Here is a 19069-nt window from a genome sequence, read left to right on the forward strand (position 1 = left end):
TCTTATCTCCTTTAATTCCAGTCTTCTTTCTCAAATATATCTTCAGCCTTAATGGATCCGCCGGGAGGAGGGACTATCGTAACGGGGTTAAGCCCTGTAATCTCTCTAATCATCTTTGAAAGTAAAGCCGTTTCGGTTTCTTCTATCACGACAATTTTACTCACCCTTCCCGCAAAAGCTTCAATAGCCTGAACCGGAAATGGCCATAGGCTTTTCAAATAAAGGGCGGCGGCGGGAAATTTAATCTTTCTAAAAAAAAGCATGGCTTCATAAACAGCCGATTGAGTTGATCTCCAGCTAATGAATCCAACTTCGGCCCGAAAGGGTTCATCCCCCTCCACAGGGCCAAGCCCCTCATTGATAAATTGAACCTCGTGTTGAATTTCGGGTAAAGAAAGGGTCCGATCTTTACTCTTCATTCTCATCAATCCCATGTTCCAGATGATGTGAAAATCCAGGAGGGACTTCTTCCTCTTTCGACCCCGTGGAATCATGACGTAAAGCGTTCTCAGGCCGGATAACGAACATCTTCTTGTTGCTACAATGCCGAATCTCTTCCTTGCCTTCCCGCGTATAGGCCCATGGAATTATTTTGCCGCTATCCCGAACTTTAATAATGGTTTCCTTTAAACGGACAATTTTTTCAACATCACAAGGCCCCATGGCCGCAACCGAATCTTCATGAACATCATTTGCGCAAAGAGTGATCGTGTAACATTTTGTCCCCCCGCGGATCATTTTCAGAGTCACATTGACAAAATGGCAATGAGCGTCAATCAGCATGCAAACTTCAATCTTGTTATGCCAGATGGTTAAATTGGGGTGGCAGGGACTAAAAACAGCTTCGGGATCGATTTTGGGATAAATAGGGCGGTAATCCGGCATACAAATAATTCTTGCGCCCGGAATTTCTCTTGCCATTTCCAGGACCGCTGTAGCTTTTTTCTGAGTCTCCGGGGTCCATGCCCATACCAGAAGAGGTCCGGGGAAAAGCGTCGGGTTTCTACGGGTTAATATTTTTTCCGCGATAACTTCCATCACTTTTTTTTCCGGAAGAGCTTCTCCTTCGACAAGGCCCATTCCAAGATCAGGGGGAAGAACTCCCATCAAGGCCGCCGCCGGAGGAAGAATACCTTCCGGGCCGGGAAGCACACGATAACGTTTATCTTTGGTCGGCATGACTAAGAACTCCCTTCTATTTTATTCAGGGGCCCATGCGGGTAGAGATGATTAAAACCATATGTCCGCTGTGAAATCGCTTCCAAAGCAAGCTCTGAGCCTCCGATGCCCCCGAACCCCGCGTTCCGCACCGGCAAAGCCGGTTGCTTCACTTTTTCATTAAGTTAATCCGAGAATAGCTCAGATTACTGATTACTACGCAAATAGAGTGCCAAAATCTTTTCATATAAGCGGTCAGTTGAAAATAATAAAAAAAACCAAATGAAATCAGGTGATTACAAAATAACTTGTTAAGAAAATGAATTTCCTTGAACCGTTAATTGATCTTGCCTAAAGCCGTAAAGGAGAAAACTTTGCAGGTGATTCAAGGGGGGCAACAGGAATATTTAAGAAAAAACACAAAAAACATATTTTTTTCAATAAGTTACAAAACTTCCGTTACAAAATAAGAACCTGCATTATTTGCTGGGGGGAGGACCCATTAGAGATAGGATTTGCAACTCCTTGTTTTGCCTGTCATCGCGAGCGCCCGCAGGGTGCGTGGCGATCTCGGTTCACGATGGCGAGATTGCTTCGCTTCGCTCGCAATGACAACTTTCTATCGCTGTTCTAGGGGAGGATGTAACGGTTGATAATACTTTATAAGTATGATTACATACTTATAAAGTATGTAATTTGGAGATGTACTATGAAAGCCCGGGTTGATGATCGAGGACAGGTGACCATTCCCAAAGAACTGAGGAAGAAACTTGGAATTAAGCCCGGAACAGTATTGGATTTTAATGAGCAGAACGGAAAACTCGTCGCGATTAAGATGGTCAGCGTTGATCCGGTGGAAAAGGTTTATGGTTGCCTGAAGACAAAAGTATCTACGGATGCCTGGATAGAAAGATTAAAAGGTCTCAATTAAGAAAACAGATCCTTGGCAATAAAAATCTCAAAGGGTCCGCAGGGAATTCTTGACCGTTTTAAAGAAATCGTTTGTAGTCAATTTTCAGCGCCTTGCCGATTTTCATGGCAAGATTTCTGCCAATGGCGCGTTCACCCTTTTCTATTTTGGAGACATCGGTCTGATGGAGGCCGATCTTTTTACCCATCTCCTTTTGTGTCAAACCATGGCGAAGACGAATTCCCTGAAATACAATGGCAGGCCTCTTTATCGACCTTAACCACCCAGTTCACTATCATAGTATAAGTCTAATTTTACCATATTGAAAGGTAAAAATACCTTATAAAGAGTGGAAGTACGAATCTTAATCTTCAAGACCGTAACTTCTGATTTTATGATCGGCTCCCATGCGATTAAACAATCTGACCGGCTTTTAACCCGTGACCGTGGCTTTTATCGGAAATATTTTAAATCCTTAAATATTCTTAGAATTTAAGGGCAAATCTATTCTTATTGTTTGTTAAGAAGAAACCGAATCTGTTTATCTGAGAAGGCAGGGGTAATAAAATTAAGTGTTCCAGGGATTATATATTTTGACGCCAAGTCTTTCCATGTCCTGACTATTCCGTGTCACGACAACCAGGTGGTGAACTATTGCTGTCGCCGCAATAAGGCTGTCCATGAGGGGGAGCCGCATTCCGAGCCTTTCTAATTCACCCTGTTGTTTGCCCCATAGCAAAGCTGTTTGCAAATCAAAAGAAAGGATCCGATTGGAAAACCGTTCAATCAGATCTTTTTCGACCCAGGTCTTTAATTTTTTTTTCCGATGAGAATCAGTCAGTTTGGCGATTCCTTTCTCCAATTCCCCGATGGTCAAGACACTGAGGCAAATGAATTCTTCCTCTTGTTGCTCAATCCAATCTAAAACAACCTGGGCTGGATGTTTCTTCACCATTTCTGAAATAACACAGGTGTCAAAAAGATAGTTCACAAATTGACCTCGCGAACCAATTCTTCACTTCTCTCCAAATCAAGTTCAACTCCACATAAAGGCGAATTTCTGAAAAATTCGGTGAGAGAGCGGGTCCGATGAGTTAATTTCCGGTATTGCTCAATAGAAATTAACATGGCCGCGGGCTTTCCACGAAGGGTAATTGTCTGCGGCCCAGCGTGTACGGCCCTATCGACAACCTGACTTAATTTATTTTTTGCTTCTTGAAGCTGCCATTCTGTTTTCATAATCGCCCCCAAAGAACAGGCTAGACTGTCTAGTTATGTAAATTGTAGACCAGAATTGATCAAGATGCAAGAAACTTTACTATTGGATAGTACTCAATCTTCAATACCGTAATTTTTGATTTTATAGTGGAGGGCGCGGAGGCTGATGCCAAGAATTTTCGCGGCTTTTTCCCGGTGATGCGTGATCTCAGAAAGCGTTTTTTGGATGACCTCTTTTTCAACCTCTTCAAGGGACTTTCCCAACGGAATTGTCATGGTTTTTTCCTTCGCCGTATCTTCCTGTATCTCCACCGGTAAATGTTCCGGTAAAAGGGTTTTATCTCTCACCATAATAACAACCCGTTCAATCACATTTTTAAGTTGTCTGATATTCCCTGGCCAGGAGTAGTTGACCAATAACCGCATCGTTCCCGGAGATACCGTCTTTTCTTCCCTATGATAGATGGATCTAAATTCTCGCAGAAAAAATTCAACCAATAAAGGAATATCCTCTTTTCGTTCCCGCAAAGGGGGAAGATGAATCGGCACAACGTTAAGACGATAATAGAGGTCTTCCCGAAAGGTCTTGTTTTCTATCGCCTGTAACAGGTTTCTATTGGTCGCGGCAATAAAACGGACATCCACATGAATGAGTTTTGTCCCTCCTAATCTTCTGAATTCTTTAGTTTCAAGCACGCGGAGAAAGTCCACCTGGTTTTTAAGGTTTAATTCCCCGATTTCATCAAGAAACAGAATCCCTCCGTCGGCCAGTTCAAAACGACCCGTTTTTGAAGAAACGGCCCCCGTAAAAGCGCCTTTTTCATAACCAAACACTTCGCTTTCAAACAATGTTTCCGGAAGCGCCCCGCAATTAATCGTGATAAACGGCTTATCCCTTCTTCCGCTTTGCTGATGAATGGCCCGGGCAACCAGCTCTTTTCCCGTTCCACTTTCACCGGTGATCAGAACCGTTGCGTCGCTTTCGACAACCTGATCAATCGTTTCATAGATCTGCTTCAGAACGTTGCTCTTCCCGATCATTTCTTCAAACCGGTTTTTGATCTTTAGACTTTCACGAAGCCGTTTGTTTTCCACCGAAAGAGATTGCCGTTCCAACGCCTTGTCGATTAAAAGAAGCAGGAGCTCTTTATCCACCGGCTTTGTCAGGTAGTCATAAGCGCCGGCTTTTATGGCGTTGACGGCGGTTTCAATGGTCCCATACGCCGTCATGACGACAACCTCTGTTTCCGGAGAATGTTCCTTTACCTTTTTCAACAACTCCAGACCGTTGAGATCCGCCATTTTCAGGTCGGTAATCACCAGATGATAAAAAGCATTCTCAAGCCGTGAAAGCGCCACCTGTCCGTTTTCAGCGGTTTCGGGCTTGTATCCCTGTTTTTCTAAAATTTTTGCCAGAGCGGTTCGAATATTGACTTCATCATCGACAATCAAAATAGAGATCTGATTTTGCATTTAGCTCTTTTTCGCCTCCTCTTTATTCCTTACAGGAAGCTGGACGGTAAAAACAGTTCCGCTCCCTTCAACGCTTTCAACATGGATGAAGCCTCCATGATCTTCAATGATCCGATGAGCAATGGCCAATCCCAGGCCTGTTCCTCCCTGCCGGGTACTGAAAAAAGGCTCGAATATTTTGTTTATTTTCACTCTGTCCATCCCGGCGCCCGTATCGGAAAACCTGACATTGACCCATCTTTCACTGTTGATTTTGCGTTTTTCCGCTTGAATAAAAAGTTTTCCCCCGGCAGGCATTGCCTGAAGGGCGTTAATCATAATATTTAAAAATACCTGCGTCATTTGATTCTCATCGACAAGGATCAAAGGGAGACCGGGAAGAATATCTGTTTCAACTTCAATTCCTTTTTCATGAGCTTCACCCCGGATAAGGGTCACCAGGTGTTGAAGGATCGGCTCCAATTTTACCTCTTCTAAAACCAATGGGTTGGGGATCGAAAAACGGGCAAAGCTGTCCAGAATACTCTTTAGCCTTTTAATTTCAATATTCAGAACATCAAGATACTCTCGAATGGTTGGAGTCGCTCCACGATTGAGCAAGATTTCTTCCTCCAGCAATCCCAGATTTAAATCCATCGCGCTTAAAGGATTACGAATTTCATGGGCCACAGCCGCCGAAAGGGTGCTGATGGCAGATAACTTTTCTGATCGTCTGACCTGCTGTTCCAACCGGTTGATCTCGGAGATGTCCTTGACCAGGAGGACCAATCCCTCTCTTTTCCCTTCATTTTTGAGTTCGGATAGCGTTACCCAGAGAACCAGTGTCTGATCCCCTTTGGGATATGTCACAGTCTGATCATGAAATAATCTTCCCTCTGCGAAAGCTTCTTCCAGGAGTTGTCCCAAACCCGTTGATTCCGGCAAAAAAAGCGTTAATTGTTTTCCCAAAGCTTCGTTCCCTAATAAAAGGATTTTATCCGCGGCTGGATTGATCGAGGTTATTCTTCCCCGAGAATCAACCGTAATCACCCCGGTTGGAATACTTTCGAGAATGTTCCGGGTAAGGCTTTTGACACTTTCCAGGGTCCTTCGAACCGTATGATAACTCTGATAGGTGCTGAAAACGGTGACACCTAAAACCGTTAAAAGAAAAAAAACCACAAGACCATATTTTTCCCGTTCAATTCGCAGGATCAGGATAACGGAAACAACGACGACAAAAAACAGAAGAATGGAGATAATCAGTCGAGCCGGGAAATAGCCAAAAAGGGTTTGTTCTGGATTTGGCCGTAACATTTTCTACTCCTTTTTTCTCCGACCCAGGACAGTGAGCAGGGCATCGAGGATCTCGTTTGGCCGCGGTGGACAACCAGGAATTTTGACATCTACGGGAATATGCTTTTCGACGGGACCGGTCACGGCATAACTGTTTTTAAATATCCCGCAGTCAATGGCACAATCCCCAAGGGCAACGATTAACCTCGGTTCCGGTGTTGAGCGATAGGCATCTTTCAAGGGTTTCTCCATATTAAACGTTACAGGACCTGTAACCGCCAGGGCATCGGCATGCCTTGGCGAGGCGGTAATATGGATGCCGAACCGCTCCGCGTCATAAATCGGATTCATTAAGGCATTCATCTCCATCTCACAGCCATTACAGGAACCGGTATCCACCTCCCGGATCGAAAGCGACCGGTGAAACAATTTGGCCTTGCTCCGCGTGGCGTCAGAAACCTCAGGAGCAGGCACGGAAGATTCAGGGTATTGGCCGGTGACCCGGCCCTTTTTCAAACTCTTTTTGATGATTCGGAACATAATGTTTCTCCCACAAAGCTTGCTCGCGAACGTTCCCACAGCGAAGTTATGTTTTTAAAAAAATGAGTCCTTATAAATCGTTTCCCGCGTAGGATAGATTAAAACTCTTGTTGATCAGCGGAAAATCCGGAATAATATTGCCGGGGGCAACATCCTGCAGGACCGGCCAATTGACAAAAGAGGGATCCCTGACCTTGCACCGGTGAATCCGTCCATTCTCCCCCGCCATGACAAAATAGAGGATTTCTCCACGCCAGCCCTCAACCGCGGAGAGAGCCCATCTCCCTCTGGTTGCAGAAGAAATTGCTTCAATATAGGTCGGCCCTTTTGGAATCCGCCCGCACACCTGTCTTATGATAGAGATCGCTTCATGGATTTCATCGACACGCACTCGGACTCTCGCCCGGACATCGCCGTACTGGTACACAGGAACCTTTAAATTCAAGTGGCGGTATGCCGCGAAAGGATGATCTCTCCGGATATCCCGGTTGATATTCGAGGATCTTCCCGCCACGCCAACAACCCCATAGTCCCTGGCCGTTTGCTCTTTCAGGATCCCTGTGGTCTCCAGACGATCGATGAGGGAAGCGTTACTGAAAAGAAGGTCCGTCAGCTCTTTAAAGTCTTCCTCTATTTTGGCCAAACCGGCAAGAATCCCGTCGAGTTGAGAGGAATCCAGGTCCACCGCCACTCCGCCAACCCGGTTAACGCCCCGAAGAAAACGGTGACCCGCCAGTCGGTCAAGCATTTGCATGATTTGTTCTTTCATTTGATTGCAATGCGCCAGCGCCAGCGAATAAGCCGCATCACTACAGATCGCTCCGACATCGCCGATGTGGTTATGAAGCCGTTCCAGCTCCAGAAAAAGTGTCCTGAGGTATTCAGCACGCGGAGGAATCTCAACAGACAGAAGAGATTCGACTGCCTGACAGTAACAGAGGCTATGACCAAAGGACGTGTCTCCGGAAACCTTTTCCGCGAGGGATACCCCGTTGATCAGAGATAAATTCTCGAAAAGTTTTTCAATTCCCCGATGCTTCCAGAAAAGCCGAATCTCAAGCTGCATGATTGGTTCTCCGGCCACCGAAAATCGAAAATGTCCCGGTTCAATGATCCCGGCATGGATCGGTCCGACCGGAACTTCAAAAACTCCTTCTCCCTCGATATGCCGATAGGCATAGGTCCCTTCCCTCCGTTCCAAAACGGTATTCCAGGGAAAATCCTTTTTTAACGGATGTGTCCCCCTGGGCCAGTGTTCATGGCGTACCAGCCGGCGCAGGTCCGGATGTCCAACCGGAATGAGGCCAATCATATCCCGTATTTCACGTTCGTACCATTTGGCCGCGTGGATTCGCGGTGTGATGGAAGGAAACAGCCGGTCTTCTTCCAGAAGATCGATAGCCAGGATCAGCCAATGCCCACCCGACTCCAGCGAAAAAAGATAGTAAACCCGGCAAACCGGCTTTATCGGGTTTAGATCTGCCGCCCATTGCAAGGATAAGGTTCCCCGCAGGGAAGGGGTCTTGTAAACATAGGTGGCGATTTCAAGAATATCCTCTTTTTCAAAATAGAAAACAGGGATCCCCTGGATTTGCTCCAAATCAAGAATCTGATCTTTGAAGGTCTTAACCATTTCTTGCACAATTTCGTTCAGATTATCCATGATTGACTCCGGTTAAAATGGCCACGACCTGCATCATCAGTTCCCTGAGGGAGTTCGGAATCCACAATCCCATCACCCCAATGGCCGCGATACTTAAGATAAGGGGAACATGGGAGATACTCCATTTTTCTTCGCGGGCGGTTTTATCGGAAGGTTCCCCCCAGATCATTCCCGTCACCCGGACCATAAAACCGCCGAACACCACGATACTGACCAGCAGGAATAGAACGACAAAAACAAGGTTGCGCATTTCATCAGAAACCATAATTGTCATAAAATGCCCCAGACGCATGGTATCACTTTTGTAGACCTGCGAGGCCAACGCGGACACTACGGAAAATTCGCTTGCAAACAGGGCAAAAGGGGGCATCCCCACCAGGGCAAAGCCTGCGGTTAGAAAGGCAACCGCGGTCATGGGTTGTGCCTTCGCCAATCCCTGAACCTTATCCATCTCACGCGACCCAAAAGAAAGGTGAATATTCCCCGCCGCAAAAAAAGCCAAAGACTTGGCAATCGCATGATTGAGAAGATGAAACAGAGCCCCGAAACTTCCCACGAAACCCCCTACGCCGAAGCCAATGGCTGCGATCCCCATGTGTTCAATACTTGAATACGCCAGAAGCCTCTTAAAATCCCGCTGGATCAGAATAAACACCGCCGCTACGCCAAATGAGAAAAATCCGAAAACGATCAAGAGATGGCCGGCATAGCTGGAAGAATCCACAGCATCCACAATCATCTTACTCCGTAATACCGCATAAAATGCAACCGTTTCAAGAACTCCCGAAAGCATGGCAGATACGGGAGCCGGAGCCTCGCTGTAGGCCTCGGGAACCCAGGTATGCATGGGGACCCAGCCGATCTTGGTGCCGTATCCAATCAGAATAAAGATAAAAGCAAGTTTGATCACATGAGGATCTAATTGACCGGCAACCCGAATCAGTTCTGAAATGTTGAGGGCCGCGCCGACGTCCCCCAGGGCCCTTACGGAGGAGAGAAACATCAAAACCGTCCCGAACAGGGCTAACGCGATGCCCACCGAGCAAAGGATCAGATATTTCCATCCGGCCTCAAGTGAAGATTTCCGCTTGAAGAAATTAATCAGAAGCGTCGTCGCCAATGTCGTGCCCTCAATGGCCACCCAGAGGATGCCAAGATTATTGGCGAGAAGGGCAAGAATCATCGTAAACATAAACAGATGAAAGAGAAAAAAGTACCGGCTCATCCGCTTCGGAGTCACATTCCCCCGGATCAGATGTTGATCCAGATACGACCAGGCGTAAAGAGACGAAGTAAACCCGATCGCTGTAACGATCATGAGAACAAACGCCGTAAGAGCATCCACCGCAATGAAGTCGTTGAAGAGCAAAAACGACCCCTCGCGTAAAAGGCGCACCGTCAACAGGGACTGAGCGCCTCCCAATAGAAGAATCGTTGTCAGGTTAACGCCGTGAAGGATCCTGGGAGATCTTAATCCCAGGCTTAGAAAGCCTGCGACCAGGGGCGAGATCAAGAGGATGGCTATCGGGATCATGGAATTTCAATCCTCGGTCCAAAGAGCCCGGTCGCCGGAATAAAAATGGCCCGCAAAAAATTGGGCATATAAAGCCCTCCGTAAAAAATAGCCGCAAGATTAATTAAAAGAGCTGTGGTCGTAAAACGAAGGGTTCGATCGTTGAGCGGGGCGTCCGGCGCCATCGGTCCCCCTAAAACCATCCCTGAAATATGATAAATCACCGCTCCAAAAGCGAGGATGAGAAAAGCCAAAAATAGATAAGTCAGCATCGGGTACCTGGCGTAGGAAGAGGTCGCAATCAGAACCTCGCTTACAAATAAGCCGGATGGCGGCATGCCGGCCAAACCCATGGCCGCAAGAAGCAGACTCAAACCCGCCAGCGGCATTTGTCTCAGCAGACCCGTAATACGCTCCATTATTTTGTGGCGGTGCTTTAGCAGAACGATTCCCGCCGCATAAAATGCTGTTGACTTGACCAGGGAATGGTTGAGCATATGGAAAAGTCCGCCAAAAATCCCAACAGGTCCGCCTACGCCAAAACCCACCATGGCAATTCCAACATGTTCAATGCTCGAGTATGCTAAAAGCCGTTTGTAATCCTGTTGAATCAACATGAAGAATGCGGCCACGATGAGAGAAAGCAGGCCAAACCCGAGCATTAAAGGTCCGGTGAAGCCTCCGCTGATGGTCTGATCTGTAATGCTCTTGAAACGGAGTAACGCATATAAACCCACATTCAACATCAACCCGGAGAGCATCGCGCTGACCGGTGTGGGCGCTTCCGCGTGAGCATCCGGTAACCACGTGTGCATGGGCGCCAGACCTGCCTTGGTCCCGTACCCTGTCAAAATGAAGATGAAGGCTAATTTCAAAGCGGCCGGGTTCAGATCCGGCGAAACCCGATACAAAGCCTTCCAGCTTAAAGCCTCCATACCAACCCCCAAAACCTGCTCCGATGCGTAATACACCAAAACCGTCCCAAATAAGGACAATGCAATACCGATGAAACTCAAGATAATGTATTTCCATCCCGCCTCCAGGGCGTTTTTTGTCCGCTCAAACCCAACGAGGAGAGCCGCCGAAAGGGTTGAGCCTTCGATACTGATCCACATTAAGGCGATGTTGTCCAGGTTCACAGTCAGGAGGATTGCGAAGAGAAAAAAGTCGAAAAAGAAAAAAAACCGACCATAGTGTTTAAGCTTCAAGTCCCCCCGGACCAGTTTTTCGCCCATGTAACCGACGGCATAGACCAGACCCGTCCCGCCCACAAAGGCTAGCATCAGATCCATCAATGCGCTCAAAGGGTCCGTCCGTAACAGGATGCCTATCGAAACATCGGAGCCCGAGGCAACTCCGCTGACGACTGCGGCCATGGCCCCCCATAGAACAACAGCAAGGAGACACTGGAGCCGCTCCAGGGCTCGTTGCGTGGGCATCACCAGGCTCAGAAATCCAGCCGCCAATGGCATGACAATCAAGATCAGAAGCGGAAGCGACAGAGGTTTACTCCTTCATTCCTGTGAGTTTACTGACATCCACGCTGTCGAAAGCATCCTTGAGCCGATGGGTGTAGATTCCAATAATCAGGCCGGCTACCAAAACATCGAAGAAAACACCGAGTTCCACGATGAGCGGCATGCCGTAGGCCGCTGCGGTCGCCCCCAAAAATATTCCGTTTTCCACGACCAGAAAACCAACAACCTGCGTCACCGCCTTTCGCCGGGAAATCATGGTAAAGAAACCAATCAGGATAATCGCCAGGGCTATGGCAAGAGAATCTTTGGTCAGGAGGAATCCTAGCTCTTTAATCGGCTGTGTAACGGAGAGGGCTAAAATGACCAGCGCCCCGCTGATGATGAGCGACGCGGGAATATTGATGTTTAAGACCAGCTCGCGGGTCACATTCAGGCGTTCAATAACCCTCTTTAAGATCAGCGGGATAATGATGGCCTTAATGAGAATCGTAAGAAGCGCGGCCACATAAATGTGATCGATGCCTGTTAAAAAAGCCACAACGGCCGCGGTTAGGGCAAGAAACACCGACTGCAAAGCGAAGAGATCCACACAGGCGGAAAGTCTTCGTTGTGAAACAATGGCAAAGGTCGTCACCAAAAGGAGCATCGAGCAGATATTGACGATCTGGGACCCTAAGTCTGGATGAGCGACATTCAACTTTACACCCTCAAAATATAGTAGAAGATAAGAGAAAGGAGAGACAAAATAAACGCGACTCCCAGCAATTCTGTAATCCGAAATAAACGAAGTTTGGCAAACATGGATTCAATCACACTGACAAGGACGGCAAGCCCTGAAACCTTTAATAACCACGCGGCTGTTCCCAAGACCATCCCAAGAGGATTCATCTCCGTCGCAATCCCCCATGGAACGAAAATATTACTCAGGAGGGTCAGAAACAGAAGAAGTTTCAAAGCCGAGGCCCATTCGATCAGAGCGAGATAGCGGCCTGAATATTCGAGGATCATGGCTTCATGAATCATTGTCAGTTCAAGGTGCGTCGCGGGATTGTCCACCGGAACGCGGCCGGTCTCGGCCAGGGTCACAATGAACAACGCCGCCAGAGCCAGCAGATGCGGCGGTGGATCGGACATGATTCCGTGGGAGAGAGCCATTTTATGGACAATCGTGCTTAAGTTCGTGGACCCGGCGGTCAGTCCTACCGCGAAAATAGAAAGGATCGTCGCGGGTTCTGTCAACGCCGCCACAATCGCTTCCCGGCTGCTTCCCATCCCTCCAAAGGATGATCCGGCATCCAGGCCGGCCAGCATGAGGAAAAACGTTCCAAGCGCTAACAGGTAGACCACCGTGATGATGTCCCCGGCAAAGTTAAAAGGGACTTGCGATAGAAAGGTGGGCACCAGCAGACTGGCTGTGAGGGTGGAGGAAAAGAGGATATAGGGTGTCGCGGTGAAAATCCAGGAAGTATAAGACGAGACCACAATCTCCTTTTGGAACAGCTTGGACAGGTCATAATAAGGCTGAATCAAACCGGGGCCCCGACGGCATTGGAGCCGCGCTTTTACCTTGCGAATAAGCCCGACCACAAAAGGTGAAACAAGGAGAACCACAACAGCCTGCAGGATCGCAATGACAACAATTTTGATCATAGAATCCTCAACATGGACTCACCTGGCCCACAAAAGGAGTGCGATCAGGGTCAGAAAAATGTAGGAAAGATAAAGGTGCAGGCTCCCGGCCTGAATGACCCGGAAACGGCCGGCAACTGCCAGCAAAACCCGGACAACAGGATCATAAAGATATCTCTGAAATACCGGCTGAAAAGACAATTCAAACCGCTTCCGCCTGGCAAAATAACGGGATTCCTCCATCATTTCCGCTTCAAGTTTAACCGTCGGCCGGTAGATCATGCTGAAGATTTGGCGAATCGGCTGAACAAAACCGGTAGAGGTATATTCATTTCTGGGTTTCAGGTTTAAACCACAGCCCCATGTCCTGTAAAAACGTTTCCGAACCCGGCCGCTCAGCGCCACGATAAGGAGGAGGGTTAGAGGAATCAGTAATCCCATGATCAATGCCAGGGCAGGGGTCGAAATACTGGCGAATTTTACTCCCATCGGTTCCACAGTCCACCCACCACCGGTGATCACTTTATTCGCGATTGAAATATGGGTGAATGGGGCGATAACCCGGTCCAGGACTGGAACGACCAGCATGGGAACCAGCCCAAGAATCACACAGTAGGCCGCCATGATTCCCATTCCAATCCGCATCACCACCGGCACCTCGGCAGCTTGTTTGGCATGAGGACTCCGGGGCATTGCCAAAAAACTGATTCCAAACGCTTTTGCAAAACAAGCCATGGCTAACGCTCCCGTAAGCGCCAGCATGGCCGCTCCGATGGGGAGAAAAATTTTCATCAGAAGATCGGGAATCTGAAAACTAAGAAACAGGCTCTGAAAAGTCAGCCATTCACTGATAAAACCATTGCTGGGGGGGAGACCCGAAATGGACACCGCACCGATTAAAAAGAAGAGAGCGGTCCAGGGCATCTTACGAATCAAACCTCCATACTCCTCCATATTTCGGGTATGGGTACTGTACAACAATGATCCGGCTCCAAGGAAAAGGAGTCCTTTGAACATCGCATGATTGATCGTGTGATAAAGACCGGCCAAAAGCCCCAACGCAGCCAAATGAGACAGGCCATAAGACTGAAAAATCATCCCGGCGCCGATGCCCAGCAGGATGATTCCGATGTTTTCAACACTATGATAGGCAAGAAGACTCTTGAGGTCATGTTCCATCAAGGCATACATCACACCCAGCAGGGCCGAGACCGCACCCACAACCAGGATGGTAAATCCCCACCACCATGGAAACTGGCCGCCGAGTAAATCAAAATAGACCCTGACCAGTCCATAAATCGCTGTCTTAATCATCACTCCGGACATCAGCGCTGAAACATGGGAGGGAGCCGCAGGATGGGCATAAGGGAGCCAAACATGCAAAGGCACGATCCCGGCTTTTGTGCCAAAACCTACCAGGGCGGTCAGAAATACCAATGTTCGAATCGTCTGGGGAATTGCCAGCCCGGAAGACCGAAAAGCCTCAAAAGCAAAACTTCCACTCTGTTGATAAAACAGCAGGAAGCAAATCATAATAAAGACCGTACCGACATGGGTCATCACGAGATAAAAGAAGCCTGCATAACGGGTTTCAGCCTTTTCATGCTCGGTCACCACCAGGAAATAGGAGACAAGGGACATCATCTCCCAAAGGATCAGAAATAAAAAACCGTTATCCGCCATGACGACAAGCGTCATAGAAAGAACGAAAGCGTTGTAAAGGCCGCCTATTAACCCGACTGGATAGCGTCCTTCGTACTCGCGCACATATCCCACGGCGTATAATGATACTGGAAAGGACGATAGGGATATTAAAAGAACAAAAAAGGACGATAGAGTATCCAGCCTGAACTGGATCGAAAAAAGCGGCAGAGTAGACGGGCTATAAAAAACCAGCGGGGAATTTGCAAATAGGCCTAAAACACCTAAAACGATACCTGCGGCTGATGCCGACATTGCGGCCCCATGGGCGACCAGGTTTTGGAAACGAGGCTGTCGAGGAAAAAAGAACGGAATAAGAATTCCAGCCCCATAGAGGGCAAGGACGATAAGGAAATTCCCGTGTATTAGAGAAAATAAATCAAAATTCATTTAAAATTTGATTACAAAAATTGGGCGCACGCAACGTAAATTAAGCAAATATTATACCAACCTATTTTTCGCAATAGTTTTCTTTAATTTTATAATAATGACCATTAAAACAACAAATTAACAGTAAAAAACAGTTTTGAGCTTATCATCTTCAATAACTCAAAATATTTTTTACTGCAATTTTTGCAGTGATTATAGAATTTATCTCTTCAATTTCATCATCGATGGCTTTTACAATTTTACACAACCGCAATAGAAACTCCTAAGCCGCTATCAATTGTTTAGTCTTGAGCTTTTTTCGGTTTTTTTTAAGTTTCCAGAGATCGTATTGCGCCTGATGGTCAAGCCAGCTTTCAGGTGTTGTTCTAAATACCATTGAAATTCGCATGGCCATTTCAGGGCTTATTCCGATGTGACCATGCACAAGCTCTGATAACGTCTTTCGGCTGACACCTAAAGCCACGGCCACCTCCGTGATGGAAAAACCTAATGGTTTAATGTAGAGTTCTTTTAAAACTTCTCCAGGATGGGGCGGATTATACATCATGGTTCATCTCCTTTAATGATAATCTAAATAATCGATATCCGTACTGTTTTGTTGTTCAAACCTAAAAATCACCCGCCAGTTTCCACTTACTCTGACAGACCAAAAACCTTTGAACTCTCCCATCAATTTATGAAGCTCCAAACCGGGCGCATCCATATCGCCAGGATCTTTGGCCGTATTAAGCCTGATCAGTATAAGACGAAGACGTTTTACATGTTCGGGTAGTATCCCGGACTTTTTCCCTGTACGAAAAAACTGTTCCAAACCTTTATGGCGGAAGCGGATGATCATTATTTTTAGAGTGTAACTAATCAGGTGATACACTGTCAATAGTGTTGTAACACATGGGGGGCCAGGTCTACTTTCTCGTCATTTCTTTGCTCATGGACAGGGACTTTAATTAAACCAACGGATTTTGACCTCTTTTTCGACCCGCCTGAACTCCTTGTCCCCGGTCAGAACCTCCGCTAAAATCCTGGCGGGCAGAGTTTTCCAACGCCTTATGGCGTGGACATTGATATAGAACCGGTTTGCCTATATACTTAAGGAAATGAAACCTAAAGTTGTTCTTGCGCTTCTCCTGGCAAGCCTCGTTTTTTTGACCACGCCAAGCGCCGGGGCTCAAAAATCAAAAAATGAGGCCCCTCGCCTCCCATCCATAACCGGAAAGGTGACGTTGTTAGAACCCCGTTTCTTCTCTTCGACGGTCCAGGTCAAAAAAACAGGAAGGAAGGGAGGTTTGCAATCGGTTAGGGCCATTGTTAATAGCAAAACAGGCATCACCTATAAAGGAGAACGCTTTTCTTTCAAGGAAATCACCCTTAATTCCACCGTTCGTCTTGAATACGAACGGGTCAACGGGGTCATTGTCGCCCGGACAATTAAAGTTAAAAAACTTTATACTGAACCGGTTCCCTCTAAAAATAAAAGTAAAGGGGACGCTTTAAAAAAGAAGAGCGGCAAATGAAAAAAATCCATCGCATTTTCTATTTGATATTAATTTTACTCAGGGGCCTTCGCAAACTTCGCTCAATGATCCGGGATGCTCACTGTCTCACACCCATGCACGAGATTGTTGGCACTTTCTCGTGCCAACGTGCATCCCCTCGCCCCGCGTTTCGCACTGGCAGAGCCAGCTGCTTCATTTTTATTTTGTGGGCAGTTCCCGGCTTTTTATTGTCCAGCTGCAGCTCTGCCCCGGTCAGCGGGCGCTCTCAATTTATTCTCCCGAATTTTGATTCTAAAACCGAAACCCAGATGGGACTAAAAGCCTATCAAGAGGTTGTTTCGAAAGGACCCCTCTCAAAAGACCCTAAAATTCTTGAAATGGTTAATCGAGTCGGCAGAAAAATAGCCGACGTCGTAGAAGATCGGGTCAAAGCGAAAAAGATAGGGCTTTCCGATGCACCCCATTATCAATGGGAGTTTACGGTGATCGATGATCCTAAAACGATTAATGCCTTCGCTCTACCCGGAGGGAAGGTGGCGATTTATACCGGGATTTTACCCTTAACACGGGATGAGGCGGGACTGGCAACGGTTCTGGGCCATGAAATTGGACACGCTATCGCCCGTCATGGGGTCGAGCGGATGAGCACCGGGGTGCTCGCTGAAATCGGCGCCGCCGGACTGGAGGCTCTTCTCGGGGGAGGTGGCAATCCTCAGCAGGAAGCCGTCCTCCACCAGGCGTTTGGAATTGGAACCTCGGTGGGGGTCATGTTGCCGTTTGAACGATCTCAGGAATCAGAAGCCGATCAGATCGGCCTGAACCTTATGGCGATGGCAGGATATAACCCTCAAGAGGCCATCGGATTTTGGGAAAGAATGGCGGCGGAAAGTAAAAATCAGACCCCTGAGTTCTTGTCCACTCATCCGACAGATAAAAAGAGAATTGAGGAGATAAAGAGGTGGCTCCCGGAAGCCATGAAACTCTACCATCCTTAAAAAGATTCCTTTGACCCAAACCCTGGCACTCCGGAGGGGGACCATCTGATCTCGAAATCGCTGATCAAGAATGACCTCTTTAAAGCGGTAAACGCTAACGTAGTGTTGTCCGGAAATTTACAGCTCCGCAAATGGCAGCGCTGTCACGCCCCCTCCCAACGGGAGGCAAATATCTCCCGTGTGAAGTACGTAACCTTGTGCCGCCCTCTCCCCAAAATCTTCGCGGAAGGTCTTAATGCCTGCGCCCATGGCCGGCCGCGGCGTGGATGATCGCTTAACCTCGATTGGAAACAATTTACTGCCTGATTCGACCACGATATCCACTTCCGTACCTGCCGAAGTCCTCCAGAAATATATATGGGGATCGGTCCCCCGGTGTATGAGCGTCTTGAAAATCTCGGTAACAGCGGCAGTCTCAAGTATGGCGCCTCCCATAGGTCCGGAAGCGGCATGTTCCTGGTCTCTAAGTCCGGCCAGGTAACAGAGCATGCCCGTGTCAGTAAAATAGACCTTGGGCGTTTTCACGAGCCGTTTTCCCACATTGACGAAATAGGGACGGAGCACGATTATCTGATAGGTGGCTTCCAGAACCGAAAGCCATGCTTTGGCTGTATTTACGGCAATACCAAGATCTCGCGAGAGGTCTGAGAGATGAAGGAGTTGAGCGCTCCGGGCAGCCAATGCCCTGAGGAAATTCTGGAACTGTGTGAGATCTCCAACCTGGCGAAGCGTGCGGACGTCCCGCTCCAGGTAGGTCTGTATGTAGGCGGAGTACCAGAGAAAGGGATCCCGTTAAGGAGTCTCAGCATTGCGGCCCTGCCGGCAAGCGACTCTGTTACACGCTCTATCAGGAGCAGGTTCTGCGATCCGGTGATCAAGTACTGTCCGTATTTCTCCCTTTCTGAATCAATCTTTTCCTTGATATAAGGAAGAAGCTCCGGGGCATACTGAACCTCTTCAAGGATTACCGGCGGGGGATACATTTCGAGGAACCCGCGCGGGTCCTCTATTGCAGCCATCCTGATATCAGGAGGCTCGAGCGAGACATAGCGGCACCTTTTGCCGAAAATATGTTTCAAGAGCGTCGTCTTGCCCGACTGGCGGGGACCGGTGAGCACTACCGCAGGAAACTCCCTGGCGGCCTGCCGAACGACAGGCTCTATGGTTCGTTTGACATAGGGGGTTCTTCATCAAATGTCCTTATATGTATTTTTGCATTTAAAATGCAAAATTGCAATAACTTAAAATAGCGGGAAACTCTAAAGAGCCTTATAAAACAGGAATTTTTTATTTTTAGTAATGCGAGTTGCTTCCTCTTCTAACTCTTCAGTAGTCCCAATTTTGAAAACACCGTAGATTATAAATGGAATTCGAGAGAATTGTACCCTTTGAGGTCCCCATTTGGACCTCAAAGAAAATTAGATGGTGGAATGATTATTACTAAATGTTTATAATAAAAGGAAATGATCACAATGAAGATTAAAATTTATTTGCCTATTCTCCAGAATCTATGGGTAAATAAAGGGAAGGGATAGAAATAAAAGAGCATTGTTTTCCAGAACTGTATTAAGATGTTTACTTTTGCGAAGAGAACACTTAAGGCAGAGGAAGGAAAACAATGCTAGTAAAG

The 19069-nt window shown here is 47.4% G+C and carries 19 protein-coding genes and 1 pseudogene; 3 read left to right on the forward strand and 17 right to left on the reverse strand.

The window, feature by feature from the left end:
* Positions 1–11: 11 nt before the first annotated feature.
* Positions 12–419: a hypothetical protein gene (locus HYR79_02915; protein ID MBI1820639.1), complete on the reverse strand. Its 408-nt coding sequence runs from the start codon at positions 417–419 to the stop codon at positions 12–14.
* Positions 409–1179, reverse strand: a complete 771-nt coding sequence (locus HYR79_02920) for a 2-oxoglutarate:ferredoxin oxidoreductase (GenBank protein ID MBI1820640.1) — start codon at positions 1177–1179, stop codon at positions 409–411. The genes HYR79_02915 and HYR79_02920 overlap by 11 nt, the downstream gene beginning before the upstream one ends.
* Before the next feature lie 688 nt (positions 1180–1867).
* On the opposite strand from HYR79_02920, the gene HYR79_02925 reads away from it, so the two are divergent.
* On the forward strand, positions 1868–2089 hold the full coding sequence (locus HYR79_02925) for an AbrB/MazE/SpoVT family DNA-binding domain-containing protein (protein MBI1820641.1): 222 nt from the start codon (positions 1868–1870) through the stop codon (positions 2087–2089).
* A gap of 58 nt (positions 2090–2147) precedes the next feature.
* On the opposite strand, the gene HYR79_02930 is transcribed toward HYR79_02925, so the two are convergent.
* The 14 genes from HYR79_02930 to HYR79_02995 form a co-directional block, all read right to left on the reverse strand.
* Entirely contained in the window at positions 2148–2276 is a 129-nt protein-coding gene (locus HYR79_02930; GenBank protein MBI1820642.1) for a helix-turn-helix domain-containing protein, read from the reverse strand.
* A gap of 360 nt (positions 2277–2636) precedes the next feature.
* Positions 2637–3059 (reverse strand): type II toxin-antitoxin system VapC family toxin, encoded by a 423-nt coding sequence (locus HYR79_02935; protein ID MBI1820643.1) that lies wholly within the window; start codon positions 3057–3059, stop codon positions 2637–2639.
* Positions 3056–3307 (reverse strand): type II toxin-antitoxin system Phd/YefM family antitoxin, encoded by a 252-nt coding sequence (locus HYR79_02940; protein MBI1820644.1) that lies wholly within the window; start codon positions 3305–3307, stop codon positions 3056–3058. The genes HYR79_02935 and HYR79_02940 overlap by 4 nt, the downstream gene beginning before the upstream one ends.
* 93 nt (positions 3308–3400) lie before the next feature.
* Positions 3401–4759, reverse strand: a complete 1359-nt coding sequence (locus HYR79_02945) for a sigma-54-dependent Fis family transcriptional regulator (protein ID MBI1820645.1) — start codon at positions 4757–4759, stop codon at positions 3401–3403.
* A complete protein-coding gene (locus HYR79_02950) occupies positions 4760–6055 on the reverse strand; it encodes a PAS domain-containing protein (GenBank protein MBI1820646.1) in 1296 nt (431 codons plus the stop codon).
* A gap of 3 nt (positions 6056–6058) precedes the next feature.
* Positions 6059–6574 (reverse strand): NADH-quinone oxidoreductase subunit B family protein, encoded by a 516-nt coding sequence (locus HYR79_02955; GenBank protein ID MBI1820647.1) that lies wholly within the window; start codon positions 6572–6574, stop codon positions 6059–6061.
* 70 nt (positions 6575–6644) lie between these two features.
* Positions 6645–8237, reverse strand: coding sequence for an NADH-quinone oxidoreductase subunit C (locus tag HYR79_02960; GenBank protein MBI1820648.1), 1593 nt, complete (start codon positions 8235–8237; stop codon positions 6645–6647).
* Positions 8230–9771, reverse strand: coding sequence for a hydrogenase 4 subunit F (locus tag HYR79_02965; GenBank protein MBI1820649.1), 1542 nt, complete (start codon positions 9769–9771; stop codon positions 8230–8232). Before HYR79_02965 ends, HYR79_02960 begins: the two co-directional genes overlap by 8 nt.
* A complete protein-coding gene (locus HYR79_02970; GenBank protein ID MBI1820650.1) occupies positions 9768–11189 on the reverse strand; it encodes a hydrogenase 4 subunit F in 1422 nt (473 codons plus the stop codon). Before HYR79_02970 ends, HYR79_02965 begins: the two co-directional genes overlap by 4 nt.
* Positions 11190–11256: 67 nt before the next feature.
* Positions 11257–11874 carry a hydrogenase gene (locus tag HYR79_02975; GenBank protein ID MBI1820651.1) on the reverse strand — a complete coding sequence of 206 codons (618 nt, stop codon included), beginning with the start codon at positions 11872–11874 and terminating at the stop codon, positions 11257–11259.
* Between the two features lie 53 nt (positions 11875–11927).
* Positions 11928–12878 (reverse strand): NADH-quinone oxidoreductase subunit H, encoded by a 951-nt coding sequence (locus tag HYR79_02980; GenBank protein ID MBI1820652.1) that lies wholly within the window; start codon positions 12876–12878, stop codon positions 11928–11930.
* Between the two features lie 18 nt (positions 12879–12896).
* Complete coding sequence (hyfB, locus tag HYR79_02985; protein MBI1820653.1) at positions 12897–14948, reverse strand: hydrogenase 4 subunit B; 2052 nt, start codon at positions 14946–14948, stop codon at positions 12897–12899.
* Between the two features lie 262 nt (positions 14949–15210).
* Positions 15211–15495, reverse strand: a complete 285-nt coding sequence (locus HYR79_02990; GenBank protein ID MBI1820654.1) for a HigA family addiction module antidote protein — start codon at positions 15493–15495, stop codon at positions 15211–15213.
* A gap of 12 nt (positions 15496–15507) precedes the next feature.
* Positions 15508–15786, reverse strand: coding sequence for a type II toxin-antitoxin system RelE/ParE family toxin (locus HYR79_02995; GenBank protein ID MBI1820655.1), 279 nt, complete (start codon positions 15784–15786; stop codon positions 15508–15510).
* A 259-nt stretch (positions 15787–16045) separates the two neighbouring features.
* Between HYR79_02995 and HYR79_03000 the strand changes: the two genes are divergently transcribed.
* Entirely contained in the window at positions 16046–16462 is a 417-nt protein-coding gene (locus HYR79_03000; protein MBI1820656.1) for a hypothetical protein, read from the forward strand.
* Positions 16463–16557: 95 nt separating this feature from the next.
* A complete protein-coding gene (locus tag HYR79_03005) occupies positions 16558–17439 on the forward strand; it encodes a M48 family metallopeptidase (GenBank protein MBI1820657.1) in 882 nt (293 codons plus the stop codon).
* A 117-nt stretch (positions 17440–17556) separates the two neighbouring features.
* On the opposite strand, the pseudogene HYR79_03010 reads toward HYR79_03005, so the two are convergent.
* A pseudogene (locus tag HYR79_03010) lies at positions 17557–18602 on the reverse strand (ATP-binding protein).
* Between the last annotated feature and the right edge of the window lie 467 nt (positions 18603–19069).

The organism is Nitrospirota bacterium (assembly GCA_016178585.1).
Taxonomy (GTDB): Bacteria; Nitrospirota; Nitrospiria; order JACQBW01; family JACQBW01; genus JACOTA01.

Excerpts from the sequence above, each read along its gene's own strand:
- HYR79_02960 (MBI1820648.1), bottom strand. The coding sequence starts at position 8,237 with ATGGATAATCTGAACGAAATTGTGCAAGAAATGGTTAAGACCTTCAAA.
- HYR79_02975 (MBI1820651.1), bottom strand. The coding sequence starts at position 11,874 with ATGCTCCTTTTGGTGACGACCTTTGCCATTGTTTCACAACGAAGACTT.
- HYR79_03005 (MBI1820657.1), top strand. The coding sequence starts at position 16,558 with ATGCACGAGATTGTTGGCACTTTCTCGTGCCAACGTGCATCCCCTCGC.
- HYR79_02965 (MBI1820649.1), bottom strand. The coding sequence starts at position 9,771 with ATGATCCCGATAGCCATCCTCTTGATCTCGCCCCTGGTCGCAGGCTTT.
- HYR79_02930 (MBI1820642.1), bottom strand. The coding sequence starts at position 2,276 with ATGGGTAAAAAGATCGGCCTCCATCAGACCGATGTCTCCAAAATAGAA.
- HYR79_02970 (MBI1820650.1), bottom strand. The coding sequence starts at position 11,189 with ATGCCCACGCAACGAGCCCTGGAGCGGCTCCAGTGTCTCCTTGCTGTT.
- HYR79_02920 (MBI1820640.1), bottom strand. The coding sequence starts at position 1,179 with ATGCCGACCAAAGATAAACGTTATCGTGTGCTTCCCGGCCCGGAAGGT.
- HYR79_02940 (MBI1820644.1), bottom strand. The coding sequence starts at position 3,307 with ATGAAAACAGAATGGCAGCTTCAAGAAGCAAAAAATAAATTAAGTCAG.
- HYR79_02990 (MBI1820654.1), bottom strand. The coding sequence starts at position 15,495 with ATGATGTATAATCCGCCCCATCCTGGAGAAGTTTTAAAAGAACTCTAC.
- HYR79_02980 (MBI1820652.1), bottom strand. The coding sequence starts at position 12,878 with ATGATCAAAATTGTTGTCATTGCGATCCTGCAGGCTGTTGTGGTTCTC.
- HYR79_02945 (MBI1820645.1), bottom strand. The coding sequence starts at position 4,759 with ATGCAAAATCAGATCTCTATTTTGATTGTCGATGATGAAGTCAATATT.
- HYR79_02925 (MBI1820641.1), top strand. The coding sequence starts at position 1,868 with ATGAAAGCCCGGGTTGATGATCGAGGACAGGTGACCATTCCCAAAGAA.
- HYR79_02955 (MBI1820647.1), bottom strand. The coding sequence starts at position 6,574 with ATGTTCCGAATCATCAAAAAGAGTTTGAAAAAGGGCCGGGTCACCGGC.
- HYR79_03000 (MBI1820656.1), top strand. The coding sequence starts at position 16,046 with ATGAAACCTAAAGTTGTTCTTGCGCTTCTCCTGGCAAGCCTCGTTTTT.
- HYR79_02950 (MBI1820646.1), bottom strand. The coding sequence starts at position 6,055 with ATGTTACGGCCAAATCCAGAACAAACCCTTTTTGGCTATTTCCCGGCT.
- hyfB (MBI1820653.1), bottom strand. The coding sequence starts at position 14,948 with ATGAATTTTGATTTATTTTCTCTAATACACGGGAATTTCCTTATCGTC.
- HYR79_02915 (MBI1820639.1), bottom strand. The coding sequence starts at position 419 with ATGAAGAGTAAAGATCGGACCCTTTCTTTACCCGAAATTCAACACGAG.
- HYR79_02995 (MBI1820655.1), bottom strand. The coding sequence starts at position 15,786 with ATGATCATCCGCTTCCGCCATAAAGGTTTGGAACAGTTTTTTCGTACA.